The sequence below is a fragment of the Paenibacillus sp. FSL R5-0912 genome (assembly GCF_000758605.1).
Classification (GTDB): Bacteria; Bacillota; Bacilli; order Paenibacillales; family Paenibacillaceae; genus Paenibacillus_AQ.
On sequence record NZ_CP009282.1, the window covers coordinates 2,815,783 to 2,831,228 of the forward strand.

General features: G+C 54.0%; 14 protein-coding genes. 10 read left to right on the forward strand and 4 right to left on the reverse strand.

Features of this window, described 5'->3' with window-relative positions:
• Positions 1-42 precede the first annotated feature (42 nt).
• The 10 genes from hemH to R50912_RS11775 all read left to right on the forward strand — a co-directional run bounded on the left by hemH (position 43) and on the right by R50912_RS11775 (position 10,712).
• Positions 43-996, forward strand: a complete 954-nt coding sequence (hemH, locus tag R50912_RS11730; RefSeq protein WP_042235000.1) for a ferrochelatase — start codon at positions 43-45, stop codon at positions 994-996.
• Positions 993-2,465, forward strand: a complete 1,473-nt coding sequence (hemG, locus tag R50912_RS11735) for a protoporphyrinogen oxidase (RefSeq protein WP_042235002.1) — start codon at positions 993-995, stop codon at positions 2,463-2,465. The genes hemH and hemG overlap by 4 nt, the downstream gene beginning before the upstream one ends.
• A gap of 188 nt (positions 2,466-2,653) precedes the next feature.
• On the forward strand, positions 2,654-4,033 hold the full coding sequence (locus tag R50912_RS11740) for a CapA family protein (protein ID WP_042235004.1): 1,380 nt from the start codon (positions 2,654-2,656) through the stop codon (positions 4,031-4,033).
• A 30-nt stretch (positions 4,034-4,063) separates the two neighbouring features.
• The gene (locus R50912_RS11745; RefSeq protein WP_042242159.1) at positions 4,064-4,789 is read left to right on the forward strand and encodes a glycerophosphodiester phosphodiesterase; all 726 of its coding nucleotides are present in this window, start codon (positions 4,064-4,066) and stop codon (positions 4,787-4,789) included.
• Between the two features lie 81 nt (positions 4,790-4,870).
• Positions 4,871-5,494 (forward strand): fumarylacetoacetate hydrolase family protein, encoded by a 624-nt coding sequence (locus tag R50912_RS11750; protein WP_042235006.1) that lies wholly within the window; start codon positions 4,871-4,873, stop codon positions 5,492-5,494.
• A 25-nt stretch (positions 5,495-5,519) separates the two neighbouring features.
• Positions 5,520-6,329 carry a DUF92 domain-containing protein gene (locus R50912_RS11755; RefSeq protein ID WP_042242162.1) on the forward strand — a complete coding sequence of 270 codons (810 nt, stop codon included), beginning with the start codon at positions 5,520-5,522 and terminating at the stop codon, positions 6,327-6,329.
• A gap of 66 nt (positions 6,330-6,395) precedes the next feature.
• Positions 6,396-7,001: a TetR/AcrR family transcriptional regulator gene (locus tag R50912_RS11760; RefSeq protein WP_042235008.1), complete on the forward strand. Its 606-nt coding sequence runs from the start codon at positions 6,396-6,398 to the stop codon at positions 6,999-7,001.
• Between the two features lie 50 nt (positions 7,002-7,051).
• Complete coding sequence (locus R50912_RS11765; RefSeq protein WP_042235011.1) at positions 7,052-8,995, forward strand: ABC-F family ATP-binding cassette domain-containing protein; 1,944 nt, start codon at positions 7,052-7,054, stop codon at positions 8,993-8,995.
• Positions 8,996-9,457: 462 nt separating this feature from the next.
• On the forward strand, positions 9,458-9,943 hold the full coding sequence (locus R50912_RS11770) for a tetratricopeptide repeat protein (protein ID WP_042235013.1): 486 nt from the start codon (positions 9,458-9,460) through the stop codon (positions 9,941-9,943).
• Between the two features lie 445 nt (positions 9,944-10,388).
• Positions 10,389-10,712: a hypothetical protein gene (locus R50912_RS11775; RefSeq protein WP_156123086.1), complete on the forward strand. Its 324-nt coding sequence runs from the start codon at positions 10,389-10,391 to the stop codon at positions 10,710-10,712.
• 475 nt (positions 10,713-11,187) lie between these two features.
• On the opposite strand, the gene R50912_RS11780 is transcribed toward R50912_RS11775, so the two are convergent.
• From R50912_RS11780 to pepF, 4 genes are all read right to left on the reverse strand, one after another.
• On the reverse strand, positions 11,188-12,012 hold the full coding sequence (locus tag R50912_RS11780) for a hypothetical protein (RefSeq protein WP_231637831.1): 825 nt from the start codon (positions 12,010-12,012) through the stop codon (positions 11,188-11,190).
• Positions 12,013-12,118: 106 nt separating this feature from the next.
• Positions 12,119-13,162, reverse strand: a complete 1,044-nt coding sequence (locus R50912_RS11785) for a M42 family metallopeptidase (protein ID WP_042235019.1) — start codon at positions 13,160-13,162, stop codon at positions 12,119-12,121.
• Positions 13,163-13,189: 27 nt separating this feature from the next.
• Positions 13,190-13,510, reverse strand: coding sequence for a LapA family protein (locus R50912_RS11790; RefSeq protein ID WP_042235020.1), 321 nt, complete (start codon positions 13,508-13,510; stop codon positions 13,190-13,192).
• 84 nt (positions 13,511-13,594) lie between these two features.
• Entirely contained in the window at positions 13,595-15,385 is a 1,791-nt protein-coding gene (gene pepF, locus R50912_RS11795; protein ID WP_042242164.1) for an oligoendopeptidase F, read from the reverse strand.
• Positions 15,386-15,446: the final 61 nt, after the last annotated feature.

A 15,446-nucleotide genomic window follows, 5' to 3' on the forward strand; every position in this document is an offset into this window, starting at 1 on the left:
TGCTGCTCTCTTTGTTTTTATGAACATATTTCGTAAAAGGGGATGGAAACCGTGACTACCAAAATTGGAGTACTCGTGATGTCGTACGGCACGCCTGAAAGTCTGGAGGATGTAGAAGCGTATTACACGCATATCCGCAGAGGCAATGCACCTTCCGCTGAACAGCTGAAAGAGCTGAAGGAACGCTACGAAGCCATTGTTGGAGGCGTGTTCCCACTCAGGGAGAATACAGACCGCCAGGTGGAGGCCCTGCAGGCCAAGCTGAACAGCGGGCAGATTCAGTATGTCTGCTACCAGGGGCTGAAGCATGCCAGACCTTTCATTGAAGATGGTGTGGAGGCGATGGTCCGGGATGGGATTACCCAGGCGATAGGCATTGTGCTGGCCCCTCATTACTCGGTGATGAGCGTTGGAACCTATATCAAGCGGGCCAAGGAAAAAGCGGATGCTTGCGGAATTGATATGGATTTTGTCGAGAGTTACCATATGCATCCGGAGCTGATTGATGTGCTTAGCCGCCGGGTGACCGCGAAGCTGGATGAATTCGAGGAAACCGGAGCGGTGAGGGATGAAGTGCGTGTACTGTTCAGCGCACACAGCCTGCCGGAACGTATTCTGGCTATGGGCGATCCGTACCGTGACCAGCTGCTGGAAACCTCCAAAGCCATTGCCGACCAGGCAGGTGTGGAGTCCTGGCAGTTCACCTGGCAGAGCGCGGGCAGAACTGCAGAGCCGTGGCTGGGTCCGGATATTCTGGATACGATGCGTGAGCTGGCCGAAGCTCAGGTGAAATATGTGCTGTCCGCTCCCATTGGCTTCGTATCTGATCACTTAGAGGTCCTGTACGATCTGGATATTGAGGCGCAGGCCTTGGCTTCAGAGCTGGATATGCGGCTGCTGCGGATTGATTCCTTGAATAGCGATCCGGCGTATATGTCAGTGCTGAGCGATGTGGTGCGTACGAAGGCCGGGCAGTTACAGGTGAAGCAATCATGAGCGGTTCACCGCGCAAGGTAGTAATTATCGGCGGAGGCCTCAGCGGCCTCAGTGCCGCTTACTACGTCCGCAAGTTTTACCGGGAAGCCGGGATTCAGCCGGAAATTATATTGGTTGAGAAGGATAAATGCCTTGGCGGTAAAATCGAGACCCTGCACCGTGACGGCTTTGTCATTGAGAAAGGTCCGGACTCCTTCCTGGCCCGCAAAACAGCTATGGTTGATCTGGCCAGAGAGCTGGAGCTGGATCACGAGCTGGTGACTACGAATCCGAATGCCAAGAAGACTTACATACTGCAGCGCGGCAAGCTCCACCCGATGCCCGCCGGGCTTGTTCTGGGGATTCCTACGGAGCTGAAGCCGTTTCTGAAGAGCGGCCTCGTCTCCTTCAGCGGTAAAATGCGGGCGATGATGGATTTCATTCTTCCGCCGCGCCGCAGCTCCGAGGATGAATCGCTCGGTGACCTGATCGAGCGGCGTCTGGGTACAGAGGTGCTGGAGAATATGACCGAGCCCCTGCTCGCCGGTATTTATGCCGGTGATATGCGCAAGATCAGCCTCCAGGCTACTTTTCCGCAGTTCGGCGAGGTCGAGCGCCAGTACGGCAGTCTGATCCGCGGGATGACGACCGGCAGGAAGCCGGCGGAGACCCATACCGGAACCAAGAAAAGCGCGTTCCTGACTTTCCGTCAGGGGCTGCAGAGCCTGGTGCATGCCCTGATCCATGATCTGCAGGATGCCCAGCAGCGGACCGGAACGGGAGCGGTGTCCATCAAAGTACGGAGCGGGGCGGGGGTGTCCGCAGAGGCCTCTACTGCACCGCGCTATGAGGTGGAGCTGGACAACGGTGAACTGCTGCAAGCTGATGATGTCTATGTAACCGTGCAGAATTTCGCTGCCGCAGAGCTGCTGCGTCCGCATGTGGATGTATCCGCGCTGAATGCTGTCAATTATGTATCAGTGGCTAATGTGGTCATGGCGTTTACCAAGAAGGATATCGTTACCGAATATGACGGATCCGGATTCCTGGTCCCCCGCAAAGAGGGGCGGAACATCACGGCCTGTACCTGGACTTCTACGAAATGGCTGCATACCAGCCCGGATGATAAGGTACTGCTGCGCTGTTACGTCGGACGGTCTGGGGATGAACAGAATGTAGACCTGCCGGATGAGGCGCTGGCTGAACTGGTACGCAAAGACCTGAAGGAAATTATGGGGATCACTGCAGCGCCGCTGTTCACAGAGATTACCCGGCTCAGGCATTCCATGCCGCAATATCCGGTAGGCCATCCCGGCCGGATCGCCGGCCTGCGAAGTGAGCTGGAGGAGAAGCTGCCGGGTGTGTATGCTTTTGGCGCGGGCTATGACGGCATCGGCATGCCGGACTGCATTAAGCAGGCGAAGCTTACGGCTGAGACTGCTGCAGCCCATTTAGAGAAGCTGCCGGAACCGGCGGCTGTAACGGTATAACGGAAGCGGTGGAGCGGAGCAGTGGCGCTTCACCGTTTTTTATAGGGAAATGTATAAAGTGCCGGAATAATCATTGAAGCCAAGGCCACGCTCGGCGGGGCGGGAAGACTATGGGTTACTTTGGAGTGACACGGAAGAGATATGCTATAATAGAAACACTTTAAGGGTAAAGGAGATTACCAGTACTCATGTATCCGCCGAGGTCACGCAGTAGACAGAGCAAGAAACATAGCAGCAAAAAGAGGCGCAGAACGGTCTGGGCATGGTTTAATGTAGTGTTGCTTCTGATGATTGCCGGCCTGCTGGCCTATTCTTTCATGGATAACAAAGATATGGAGAGTTCAGCTCCTCCGGTTGTGGTGGCCGATCCTTCGCCTTCGCCTGAAGCTTCTGCAACAGCGGCAGCTCCTGCGGAGGTGGCACCTACAGCAGAGGCTACAGCCAGTCCGGAGCCAACACCTGAAGCAACACCGGAGGCCACTGCGCTGCCTACGGAGACTGCGGAAGCCGTGATTACGCCTGCTCCTACAGTTAAGGAAGCGGCAACGGCTGAACCCCAAACGGCAACGGGAAATGCTGGAGGCCAGATATCAGGCTTGCCGGAGAACGCTTCAGGCGGGACGGTGAAGCTGAATTTTGCCGGAGATGTCATCTTTGCCGGTAAGGTAGCGGAACTGCTGCAGAAGAAGGGGTACGATTATTCTTACAGTGCACTTGACGGGATGTTCAAAAAGGATGATCTGACCGTGGTCAACCTGGAGACACCGATCACTACTGGCGGTGTAGGTGCCGCGAACAAGCAGTTTGTATTCAAGGGAGCTCCGGAAGCGCTGGATGCACTGAAATCAGCTGGCGTAGATGCAGTCAATCTGGCTAATAACCACACCCTGGATCAGGGGGAAGAGGGCTTGCTGGATACCCTGAAGCACCTGAGCAAGCGGGGCATTCCTTATGTCGGAGCAGGAAAGAACAGCAAGGAAGCTTACTCTGCGCAGTATTTTGAGCGGCAGGGTATCAAAATAGCCTTGCTCGGGTTCACACGGGTGATGCCGGTGATCGAATGGAAGGCCGAAGCAGGCAAGCCGGGTCTCGCCTCTGTCTATGACAGCGCAGAAGCACTCAAGGCCATTGCCGCTGCCAAAAAACAAGCCGATGTTGTCGTAGTTGTTGTCCATTGGGGCAAAGAGCGGATGGAGCAATATGACAAGACCCAACAGACGCTGGGGCATAGCTTTATCGATGCTGGAGCTGATCTGGTGATGGGCGGACATCCGCATGTGCTGCAGGGGATTGAGCCCTACAAAGGGAAATGGATTGCCTACAGCACAGGAAACTTTATCTTCACACGTTCCAGTCTTCCGGCAACCTGGGAGACGGCTGTATTCCAGGCGGAATGCAGCAAGGAGGGGCAGTGCTCCCTCAAGCTGAGTCCGATGGATGCTGAGCTGGGACAACCGGTGCCGATGAATGAGGCGGACGGACAGCTTTTGCTGCATAAGGTGGAATCCTTATCCTCCGGTCTGGTCAAGATCCGTAATGACGGTACCGTTGTGCAGCCGGCCCAATAAATCCTACTTCTGCTGGAGGTGCCAAAGATGATGAATAACATGTGTGTCGCCCACCGCGGATTTTCCGGGAAAGCTCCCGAGAATACGCTGGCGGCCGTACGGATGGCGATTGCCTTGCCCTTTGTGCAGTGGATGGAGATTGATGTGCAACTGACGAGGGACGGCGTGCCTGTGGTCATCCATGATTATTCGCTGGACCGCACGACCAATGGACACGGCAAGGTGAAGAACATGGACTATGAACATATACGTCGTCTGGATGCGGGGAGCTGGAAAGGGCGTGCTTTTCGCGGAGAGCGGGTCCCCTCCCTGGAAGAGGTGCTCAGCCTGGCGTCAGGCAGACTGCGGCTTAACATTGAGCTGAAGACCAGCGGGGAGATGTACCCTGGCCTTGAGAAAGCGGTCATCGACCAGGTGAATACCATGGGAATGCGTGAGGATGTGGTGCTGACCTCCTTCGACGCCGGTGCGCTGCAGCGGATTAAGGAGCTGGACCCGCGGTTCCGTACCGGTCTGATCTATGATTCCAGGTCAGGCGATCCGGCCAAAAAGCTGAACGAGCTGGGCTGCTCCTTCTTATCCATCAGCTCTGACCGGCTTAGCCCGGTTCTGGCGAAATCCCTGGCTGAACGGGGCGTGAAGATCATGGCCTGGACAGTGAATAAAGCTAAGGAGATGCGGCGCTTGTCCGCCATGCATTCGGATATCATGATCTGTACGAACCGCCCGGATATTTGGGGCGATATCTTTTTGTAGGCCTGACTTAAGATCCATTCTAATCCATCTATAAGATCCATTCGTTCTGATAATCTGAGAAGAAAGCGAGCTGAACCATCAATGAGTAGAGCGGTCAATAATGTATACTGTGTAGGACGCAATTATAAATTACATGCGGAGGAACTCGGCAATCAGGTACCGGCCGAGCCGCTGATCTTCCTGAAGCCATCGCATGCGGCTGTTGCGCTTGATAAAGCGATCATCCATCTGCCCAAAGATGAGGGACTGATCCATTATGAAGGTGAGCTGGTGCTGCGTATTGCGCGTGATTACGTGCCGGGGATGAGTGTGGAGGAGCTGGTGGATGTGATGGCGCTGGGCCTCGACTTCACGCTCCGTGATGTGCATAATGATCTGCAGAAAAAAGGCCTGCCCTGGACACCCGCCAAGGGCTTCAAGAATGCGGCGCCGCTGACTCCCTACATTGCATTTCCTGAGCAGGAGGAGCTGGAAGCAACGGATTTCACCGTCCGCAAGAATGGAATTGAGGTACAGCGCGGGAACGTGCAGAACATGATTTTCTCGCTGCAAAAAATTGTTGAATTCATTGCCTCCCGCTACGGGCTCGGCAAGGATGATATCATCTTCACCGGAACGCCTGCTGGCGTGGGACCTGTAGTGCCCGGCGATTCTTTCGAGCTGTTCTGGGGCGATACGCTAATGGGCACCTGCCTGATCGGTTAGGGCGATGTTATCAGGACTTGAAGTGCTGCAATGGCTGATCGGGGCCTGCGGTGCGCTGCTGGTCGCCGGGGCCGCATACTGGAAGCAGTCGTTGAGCCTCTCGGGCATGCTGGCGGCGATTGTGATGGGAACCATCTATTTTGGGGCAGGCAATGCCTTCTGGTTCGGCATTCTGCTGCTGTTCTTCATCTCCTCCAGCCTGCTCTCCAAGCTTCATCATGAGAATAAGGCCGAGCTTGAGGCTACCTATGATAAAACAGGGCGCAGGGATGCCGGCCAGGTCTTCGCGAACGGCGGACTTGGCATGCTGCTGGTGTTGCTTAACGCGATTTATCCGCTGGAAATCTGGGGTTTCCTGTTCATCGGGGTTATGGCTACCGTGACCTCGGATACATGGGCGACAGAGATTGGTACGCTGGCCAAGCGGCCGCCGCGGTCCGTGCTGACCGGGAAGGTGCTGCAGGCGGGTACCTCCGGCGGTGTATCGCTGCCGGGCACGCTGGCTGCCGCTGCCGGGGGTGCGCTGATTGGCGCGGCCTCCTGGCTGCTGCGGGCAGCCTCCGGCATGCCGCCGCATTCCCTGCTGACGCTGGTGCTCGCCGGATTGCTGGGCGGACTTGCCGGAGCTTTTGCTGACTCGGTGCTGGGGGCAACGGTGCAGCGGATGAACCGCTGCACGGTCTGCGGCCGCGAGGTGGAAGCCTCGCAGCACTGCGGTAAGCCCACCGTGTACGCCCGGGGCTGGCGCTGGATGGACAATGATACTGTAAATGCTGTAAGTTCAATCATCGGCGGCGTGGTGGCCCTGCTGGCCAGCTACATAGGAGCCGTATAGGAGATAGCCGGGCCTTAGTTACGTTATCCGGCATTAATTTTATTATCAAGGTTGGGAGGTGAACCGTTGAGCAGCGCATCCGTACACAAACATGCAGCTATTCTGGATGCCGCTTACGAGCTTTTCGGTTCAGGCGGCTTCTACGAAACGAAGATGTCGGAAGTGGCAGAGCGTGCCGGAATTGCCAAGGGCACGGTCTATTTATATTTTAAAAGTAAAGAAGAACTGTTCATGGCGGTAACCCGCCGGGATTGTGAAGGGTTCCTGGAGCAGCTTGAAGCCAAGCTGAGTAGCTGCTCTATACTGACTGATAAGCTCTCCGTCATTGCCGAGCATCATCTGTTCTATTATTATGAGCGCAAGCAGCATACGAAGCTGTTCTTCCGGGCACCCAACAATAATCCCGAACTGGTAGAGTATATGGCACAGTTCATGGAAGCCTATATGCAGGCGGTAGTGAAGGTATTACTGGAAGGCGGGGCGTCGGAGCCGGAGCTGATGGCTAAGGCGTATATCGGAATGCTGGACCGTCTGAAGATGGATATACTGTTCAACCCTGAGTTTGCGGAAGAAGATGCGCATAAGCGGGCGAAGTTTGCTGCTAAACTTTTCATCACAGGAGCACTCGGCAGCTTGAAATCGGCACTCGGCGACCTTCCGTCTGAATTCTGAGAGCTATAGCCAGACCTGGTTTATAAATATAAGGCAAGCGAGGACAACTGATGAATATTATGACCGTGGAACACCTCTCCAAAAGCTACGGGGAGAAAACGTTATTCCGTGATGCATCCTTTGGCATGGATGACAGGGACAAGATTGGCGTCATTGGTGTCAACGGAACGGGGAAATCAACCTTTCTGAAGATTATCGCCGGGCTGGATACACCAGACGCCGGGCAGATTGCCATCGGCAATGATGTACGTGTACAATATCTGGCGCAGAATCCGCCGTATGAGCCTGGCAATACCGTGCTGCAGCAGGTTTTTGCCGGAGATGATCCAGAGCTGGCTACGATGCGGGAGTACATGGAGATTATGTCTCTGCTGGAGCAGAATCCGGGTGATTCCGGGCTGGAAGCCAGACTCGTCAAAATCGGGCAGGCCATTGATGCCGCCGGCTCCTGGCAGCTTGAGAGCGAAGCCAAGATTGTCCTGACCAAGCTTGGAATCACACAATTTGATGCCCGGATGGAGAACCTCTCCGGCGGTCAACGCAAACGTGTAGCGCTTGCAGCGGCGCTGATTACGCCTTCTGAGCTGTTGATTCTGGATGAGCCTACCAACCATATCGATACGGATTCCGTAGCCTGGCTGGAGCAATATTTGCAGAAACGGCGTGGCGCCCTGCTGATGGTTACGCATGACCGTTATTTTCTGGAGCGCGTAGCCAGCGTAATGCTGGAGCTAGACGAAGGAAGCCTGTACCGCTATGAAGCGAATTATTCCCGCTTCTTAGAGCTGAAGGCTGACCGCGAAGAGCGCGAAGCCTCGGTGGAGCAGAAGCGCAAGAATCTGCTGCGCACCGAGCTGGCGTGGATCCGCCGGGGTGCCAAAGCACGATCCACGAAGCAGAAGGCGCGTATCGACCGCTTCGAGAAGCTGAAGGAGAGTACAGGCGGGACTTCATCAGCCTCGATGGATATTTCTGTGGCTTCCACCAGACTGGGCCGCAAAATCATCGAGATCCAGGATCTCACGAAATCCATGGACGGCCGGACCTTGATTAAGGACCTGACTTATATCGCGGTGCCGCAGGACCGGGTAGGCATTGTCGGCAAGAACGGCAGCGGGAAGTCGACCCTGCTCAACCTGATCGCCGGAAAGCTCACGCCGGACAGCGGCGAGGTTCAGCTGGGGACAACCGTGAAGCTCGGTTATTTCACTCAGGAGCACCAGGATATGGATCTCAGCATGCGCGCGATTGAATATGTGAAGGAAGAGGCGGAAATCATCAAGACAGCCGACGGCAGTGTCATCACCGCCGGCCAGATGCTGGAACGGTTCCTGTTCCCGCCGGCGATGCAGTGGACCCCGATCTCCAAGCTCTCCGGGGGTGAGAAGAGACGCCTCTACCTGCTGCGCGTGCTTATGGGAGCGCCGAATGTTCTGCTGCTGGATGAGCCGACGAATGACCTGGATATCGGAACGCTGGCCGTGCTGGAGGACTATCTGGATGAATTCCCCGGTGTAGTCTTTACCGTATCGCATGACCGGTACTTCCTGGACCGTACGGTGGATAAGCTGATTGCGTTTGAGGACGGATCGATCCGGCTGCATGTTGGTGACTATAGTGAATATGAAGAATGGCTGGCAAAAAACGTACCTACCGGCAGTGGTGGCTCCGGCAAGTCTGAAGGCGCTGGAGGCCGCAGTGCTACTGCCGCTGTAGAGCAGAGCGGGAATGCGCCAGCAGCCGCGCCGTCACGCGAGAAGCTGAAATTCACCTTCAAGGAGCAGAAGGAATACGAGGGCATCGACGAGGCCATCGAACAGGCCGAGCAGCATCTCGTAGATATCTCCGCACAGATGGAGGCGGCCTTTGCTGACTCCGGTAAGCTCCAGGAGCTGGTGGATAAGCAGCGGCAGGCCGAAGCGGAGCTGGAGCGCCTGATGGAGCGCTGGACGTATCTGAATGAGCTGGCAGAGAAGATCGCGGGTAAGGCGTGAGGTTTGCGGCGCTGCGGGGCGGGGTTAAGGATGTGACAAACTCTCTCCGCTGCTCCCCATTGTTGTGATATAAAATCCTGCCCCAAAAACAACATTTCCCTTATTTTATCGGCCCAAATCCGCGATTGTTGTATAAAGGCAGGATTTAACCTTTTTCAAACGGCTTGGCAGGATTATACTTGTATTTTGTACTACAATCCTCCTGAACAGCTGGTTATTTATGAATCAAAGTTGCAAAAACGTACAACATCTATGTCCGCGCTGCTGCTTCCTAGCTCTAAGAAATTTCAATTCAGCCGGCAACGAATCAAGTGTGGGGAATTGACGATTGTCGTATCTCCGTCAGTCTCACAGTGACTGGCCGGTATCTTGTAGGGTTGTTGTCTAAAGAGCGGTTATATAGTTATTAATTTTTCCTGTCAGAATTATATTAGAGTTATTTATATAAGGAGGTCGCTGCCAGTGACAAGTACCCTCGAAGCTGCCATAGCGCTGCGGACCTCCGGGCAAGCAGAGAAAGCGAGAGTCATGCTGCTTCAGCTGCTGTCAGCGGATGACGGCAATGCCGAGCTGTACTATCAGCTAGCCTGGACGCATGATGTGCTCGGCATGGAACGCGAGGCCGTGCCCTATTACGAGCAGAGTCTTGCTCTTGGTCTTCCGGATGAGGAGCAGAAGGCAGGCGCAATGCTGGGACTGGGAAGCACGTACCGGACGCTTGGGGCATACTCACAGTCCCGGGAGCTACTGGAGCAGGGCGTGCTTGAATTTCCGCAGCGTGCGGAGTTCAAAGCCTTCCTGGCCATGACGCTGCATAATCTGGGTGCGCATGCAGAGGCGATGGAGCTGCTGCTTAAGCTGTTGTCCGAAACCTCTGCCGATGCAGGGATTCACAGTTACAGCAAAGCTATTATGTTCTATGCAGATAAGCTGGAGCAGGTATGGTGATTTAAACGCACAACAGGAAACCCGGCACCTGAAGTTCAGAGGCCGGGTTTCCTTTTGCGCTGTGGAAGAAATACAACATTAGATTTCCCCGGAATAGCTATGCACCATATAGGACGCACTAAGAAATAACAAAAAGCGAAAGAAGCGGAGAGGGAACTTGGAACTGTGGAGCGATAGCGACCGCGCCTGAAAGCTTTCTCCAGGAAAGCAAGCTACGGAAGCATAATCAGCCACCGGATATCTACCGCGAACAGCGGTAATCATCAAGAAATCTGGGGGGGGGGGAGCGGCCGGAAGTCCAAAGGTTCACCGCAGTGACGACTAAGCTTCAAATTCAACTCTTAAGTGCGTCTTATATAGTAAATTTATGGTAGGATGTTCTTATATATATGTGCTTAAATGTAGAAAGATTGTTTCTTCAATCTTACTGTTTGCGGAGGCGTGCATGATGAACATACGACTGAGAGATATAGGCTTAAGTGTCATGTTTGTTGCTGCTGTTTTCTTGTTCGGAAGGCCGGAAGCCCCCGATGAAGCCAATGAACACATTGAACACAATGTAGAGGCGCTCCAATACTACAATTATACCTCTGCACCAGTTATAGCTCACCCTATTTCAGCTGATAACAAGCTGTCCCGGAGGCATAAGGAAACTTCAGAACAGGATCTCACTATAGCTGTAGTTGATTCCGGCAAAAGCCCCGTGCAGCTCATTCCGGTCTATAAGAACGGGGATATACCGCGAATTGAACTTGTGCCATCCCTGTAAATTTTCAAAAACATTACATTCTACTGTTGGATCGGTTGTAAATACTCAAGCCTGAGAGTGAGGCGGACTGACAAGCCGCTTTATCTCCAAAAATACTCTTTGGGAGGGTGAAGCGGACTGAGATTCCGTTATGTTATTGATTAAGCCCGAAATGAGGCATAATCGGTCATATAAGGGCCTCTGAGTCCGCTTGGACAGCGAATCCGCTGAATCTGCTCAAATAGCGGATTTTCTGGTCCTCTTCACCCGGAAAGTATTATTCCATAGTGAAAAATAGGGATACGTCTCCCGCCGATGCTTTCCATAGTTCAGCTTATCTTATACAGTTAACAGAAAGAGTGCTGTGCCAGTTATGAATAGAACTGGCACAGCACTCTTTGGTTATTACGCTATAACATAGCTATAAGCATTGTGATCGGCATAAGCATCGTGGCGAGCAGGAAGGTCCGTGGCCGGGTAAGGCTCCGGGCCCCGGTTATTTCCCGCCCGCCACGGCAATCATCTGCACGACCGGCCGCGAATCGCCGGTCAGCACTACCTCGTCTGCGTTCATCTGCGATGAACCGTCTCCGTCGAGGAAGATCCCTTCCCGTCCCTCGCCGGGGACGGATCTCTGCACGGCGTTGCGGAACTCCGCTGCCGTGCAGAGCGAATTCGTGACGAGCAGCCACAGCTTGCCGGACTGGTCGTAGACCAGCCCGGAGCGCAGGCGCCGCTCGCCCTCAAAGGGAAGATGCTCTGCGGCCGCCGCAGCTGCCCACAGCTCTTCATGCTGCAGGTTCATGCTGATCCCGCCCTGCGCCCAGTAATGCCCGCGGTCACTCACCGCCAGGTCGCCGCCGGAGGCAACGACTTGTACGCTGAACGCTCCCGCGGCTCCATCCCACACCAGGGTTCCCCGCTCGTACTTCGCGTTGAACCAGCCGGAGCCGTAGCCCTGCGGTGCGCCGTTCACCGGCACGTCGTTCATGATGGCGATGGACAGCAGGTCATCGCCATAGAAGAAGCCGCCATTGATTCCATAGGCGGCAATCTGTCGCAGCGGCTGCCCTGCGCGCCGCAGCACCACATCCTCCGGGTTCAGCGACATCATATGCAGCTGAACCTCGCCTGAACTCTCCGCATAGATGTACCTATGAGGGAGGCCGTCAAAGACCTCTTGCTCTTCATCATCTGTCAGCCTAAGCGCAGCCAGGATGATTACAAACACTGTCAGCAACACAGCGGCAGTAACAATCCACCACCTGCGATGCCCCCGCAAACTCTGCAGCCGTCCCCCAAACTCAAATCGCGCCGACACAAGCATCCCTCCGCAAACTCCGCAGCATGGCTAATGGCCTTCATAGTCTCTATGATTCATTCCGCACAGCCTAAGCTCACCGTGAACTCGCAGCCATATCTTTAATTCAGTGCGCCCCAACATAAGCGGCAAGCAGCTTAGCTGTATTCAACACGGCCTGCTTGTGTGTGCGCTCCATGGAGTGGGAGGCATGCACGCCCGGACCGATCAGCGCGGCCCGGATGTTGTTTCCGCCACGCAGCGCCGCTGAAGCATCGGAGCCATACTGCGGATAGATATCTATCGCAAAAGGAATCGCCAGCCCGTTAGCGAGCTCAATCAGCTTGCTGGTCATGGCATAGTCATAAGGTCCGGAGGAGTCTTTGGCACAGATGGAGACATCGGTCTCCTTGCAGCTTAGATCGTCACCCATAGCGCCCATATCCACAGCGATCATCTCGTTAATCCCGCCCGGAATCCAGGCAGCACCGTGTCCGACCTCTTCGTAATTGGAGATCAATAGGGACAGGTTATGGAGCGGCTTCCAGCCTTCGCGCCGGATGCTCTCCAGGAGGCCGAAGATGGCCGCTACGCTGGCTTTGTCGTCGAGATGACGGGACTTAACATAACCGCTCGGCGTCAATACCGCACGGGCGTCAAAAGAAATAAAATCACCCACAGCAATGCCCAGCTTCAGCACATCATCTTTGGTCGAGACCACTTCATCAATACGGATTTCCATGTTCTCTTCCGCACGTTTGAAGTCGCGCGCATCCGCATACACATGCACGGAAGGGTGGCTGGTCAGGATTGTACCGGTATAAGTTAATTCGCTGCGCGTATGAATCGTGCAGTACTCATTCTCGATACTATTCATGGTGAACCCGCCGACAGAGGTCAGGCGCAGGGTACCGTTTGGTTTAATGGAGCGGACCATGGCGCCCAGCGTATCTACATGGGCACTGATGCCGATGGTGCGCGAAGGATCAAGTCCGGGAACAGTCAGGATCGCGCCGCCCTTCTCATTCCAGCTCAGCGGAATATTCAGTGCAGCCGCTTCTTCGGCCACAAGAGTCATCACCTGGGCGGTGAAACCGCTGGGACTGGGGGTGTCGAGCAGTTTTTTGAGCAGGGTAAGGATATATTCTTCATTAGGCTGAATGTTAAGCAAGGGGTGTTCCTCCTATTCGGTGTATGGTTATACTTGGGCTGATCCTTCTGAAGAGAGGACATCATTAGGGACAGACATTGAATCCATGGCATTACCTGCATCACGGAGCTTGGTCAGCTCTGCGTTCAAGCTTTTAATCTGCTTCTGCAGCTTATATTGGCGGAAAATGCCGTAAGAACCGACAACAACGCCACCGATCAGCGCACAGCCGAGAATGACAAGAATGAGCGGGATGCTGACAAAGTCGAACCCGAAATTAACGGGAACCGTATCCACATTCATTACTGCGAATACTGCAGTCAGCAGAGCGAAAAATAAACCTAATATAAGTGACCATTGAAATTTCATATAGCTACCTCCTCAGAATGGTATGACAATACAAATCCCCTGCCCGCAAGGGCAAGGGATTACTGTAATACTAAGCTTTCTGTCTTACTTGGTCAACTGCTCCATCTGTTCGATTACGCTCTCGAATACGCTCATTGCTTCACGGATCGGTTCAGGAGAGGACATGTCAACGCCGGCCTTGGTCAAGATATTGATCGAATAATCACTGCCGCCGCTCTTCAGGAAGCCGAGGTAACGGTCCACCGCCGGTTTGCCTTCCTCCAGAATCTGTTTGGCGAAGCTGGTCGCCGCCGAGAAGCCCGTAGCATACTTATAGACATAGAAGCTGTTGTAGAAATGCGGAATCCGTGCCCATTCCATCTCGATATCCTTATCCACGACCATATCCTTACCGTAATACTTCACATTCAGGTCGTAATAGATAGCAGAGAGGTCCTGAGGAGTAAGCGATTCGCCTTCTTCAGCACGCTGGTGAATGATCTTCTCGAATTCTGCGAACATCGTTTGCCGGAACACGGTAGTGCGGAACTGGTCGGCATAATAGGTGAGCAGGTACATCTTTTCCTTAGGATCGGTCGACTTGTTGAGCAGATAATCCATCAGCAGGGCTTCATTGGTGGTCGAAGCTACCTCTGCCAGGAAAATGGTGTACTGGGCATCCCGGTATTTCAGCGTCGTGTCTGAATAGTAGGAATGCAGTGCATGGCCCATTTCATGCGCCAGTGTGAACATGCTGTTGAGGTTGTCATTATGATTCAGCAGCACGTAAGGGTGGGTGCCGTAAGCTCCCCAGCTGTATGCGCCGGTGCGTTTGTTCTCATTCTCATAAACGTCAATCCAGCTTTTGTCGTAGCCTTCCTGCAGCACGCTTAGGTAGTCCTCGCCGAGCGGCTTAAGCCCTTCCTTAGTGATCTTCTTGGCTTCCTCAAAAGTAATATTCAGCTTGTATTCATCTACGAGCGGAGCGAACAAATCGTACATATGTAACTCATCTACTCCAAGCAGCTTCTGGCGCAGCTTCATATAACGGTGCATAAGCGGCAGGCTTTCATGGATGGTGTCGATCAGATTAGTGTAGACTTCCTTCGGAATATTGTCACCGTAGAGGGACATTTCCAGCACGGAAGGGTATTTGCGCACACGCGAGTAAAATACATTCTTGTTCACATTCGCACTAAGCGTAGCCGCGATGGTGTTCTTTTGCTTGCCGTAGGTCTCATAGACCGCTTTGAAGGCATTCTTGCGCACTTCACGGTCCGGGCTTTCCAGGAACTGAATATAGCTGCCATGGGTGAGCTCCACTTCCTGGCCATCTTCATTCTTGACCTTCGGGAATTTCAGATCCGCATTGTTCAGCATACCGAACACTGTCTGCGGAGCCTGGGCTAGAGTGCCCACCTGAGCGAGCAATGCTTCTTCCGCTTTGGAGAGGACATGCGCTTTCTCACGTTTCATTTCCGTTAAGGTGAAGGTATAGTCAGAGAGAGAAGGATCGGCAATGAACTGGTCCAGGGTTTCGTTTGGCAGGGCCAGAATTTCCGGTGTGACAAAAGAAAGAGCTTCCCCGGCTTCAACGCCCAGCTTCTTGGCCTTTGAGGAGAGCGCCTGATACTTTGGAGCCGCCGTATCTTCATCCTGGCGCATGTGCGCATAGACATAGAGGCGTTCGGTAAGCAGGGACAGCTTGTCGTCCAGCTCGAAGCATTTCTTAAGGGCCTGAGGAGAATCAAGCTTGCCCTGGAAGTCAGAGGCGCTTTTGATTAGCTCCTTCACTTCCTTGTATTCGGCATCCCATTGTTCCTCTGAAGCAAACATATCTTCAAGCTTCCAGCGGTTCTCGGCGGGCACTTCACTTCTTTTGGGTAATTGTTCCATAGATATAATCCTCCTCGGTTGATGGGATGCAGCAGACATAGTCTCGGCTTGCGGCACTGCT

What these genes read in the sequence shown, in the direction of transcription:
- hemH (WP_042235000.1), top strand. Translation starts at nt 43, where the DNA reads ATGGAAACCGTGACTACCAAAATTGGAGTACTCGTGATGTCGTACGGC.
- hemG (WP_042235002.1), top strand. Translation starts at nt 993, where the DNA reads ATGAGCGGTTCACCGCGCAAGGTAGTAATTATCGGCGGAGGCCTCAGC.
- R50912_RS11740 (WP_042235004.1), top strand. Translation starts at nt 2,654, where the DNA reads ATGTATCCGCCGAGGTCACGCAGTAGACAGAGCAAGAAACATAGCAGC.
- R50912_RS11745 (WP_042242159.1), top strand. Translation starts at nt 4,064, where the DNA reads ATGAATAACATGTGTGTCGCCCACCGCGGATTTTCCGGGAAAGCTCCC.
- R50912_RS11750 (WP_042235006.1), top strand. Translation starts at nt 4,871, where the DNA reads ATGAGTAGAGCGGTCAATAATGTATACTGTGTAGGACGCAATTATAAA.
- R50912_RS11765 (WP_042235011.1), top strand. Translation starts at nt 7,052, where the DNA reads ATGAATATTATGACCGTGGAACACCTCTCCAAAAGCTACGGGGAGAAA.
- R50912_RS11775 (WP_156123086.1), top strand. Translation starts at nt 10,389, where the DNA reads ATGATGAACATACGACTGAGAGATATAGGCTTAAGTGTCATGTTTGTT.
- R50912_RS11790 (WP_042235020.1), bottom strand. Translation starts at nt 13,510, where the DNA reads ATGAAATTTCAATGGTCACTTATATTAGGTTTATTTTTCGCTCTGCTG.
- pepF (WP_042242164.1), bottom strand. Translation starts at nt 15,385, where the DNA reads ATGGAACAATTACCCAAAAGAAGTGAAGTGCCCGCCGAGAACCGCTGG.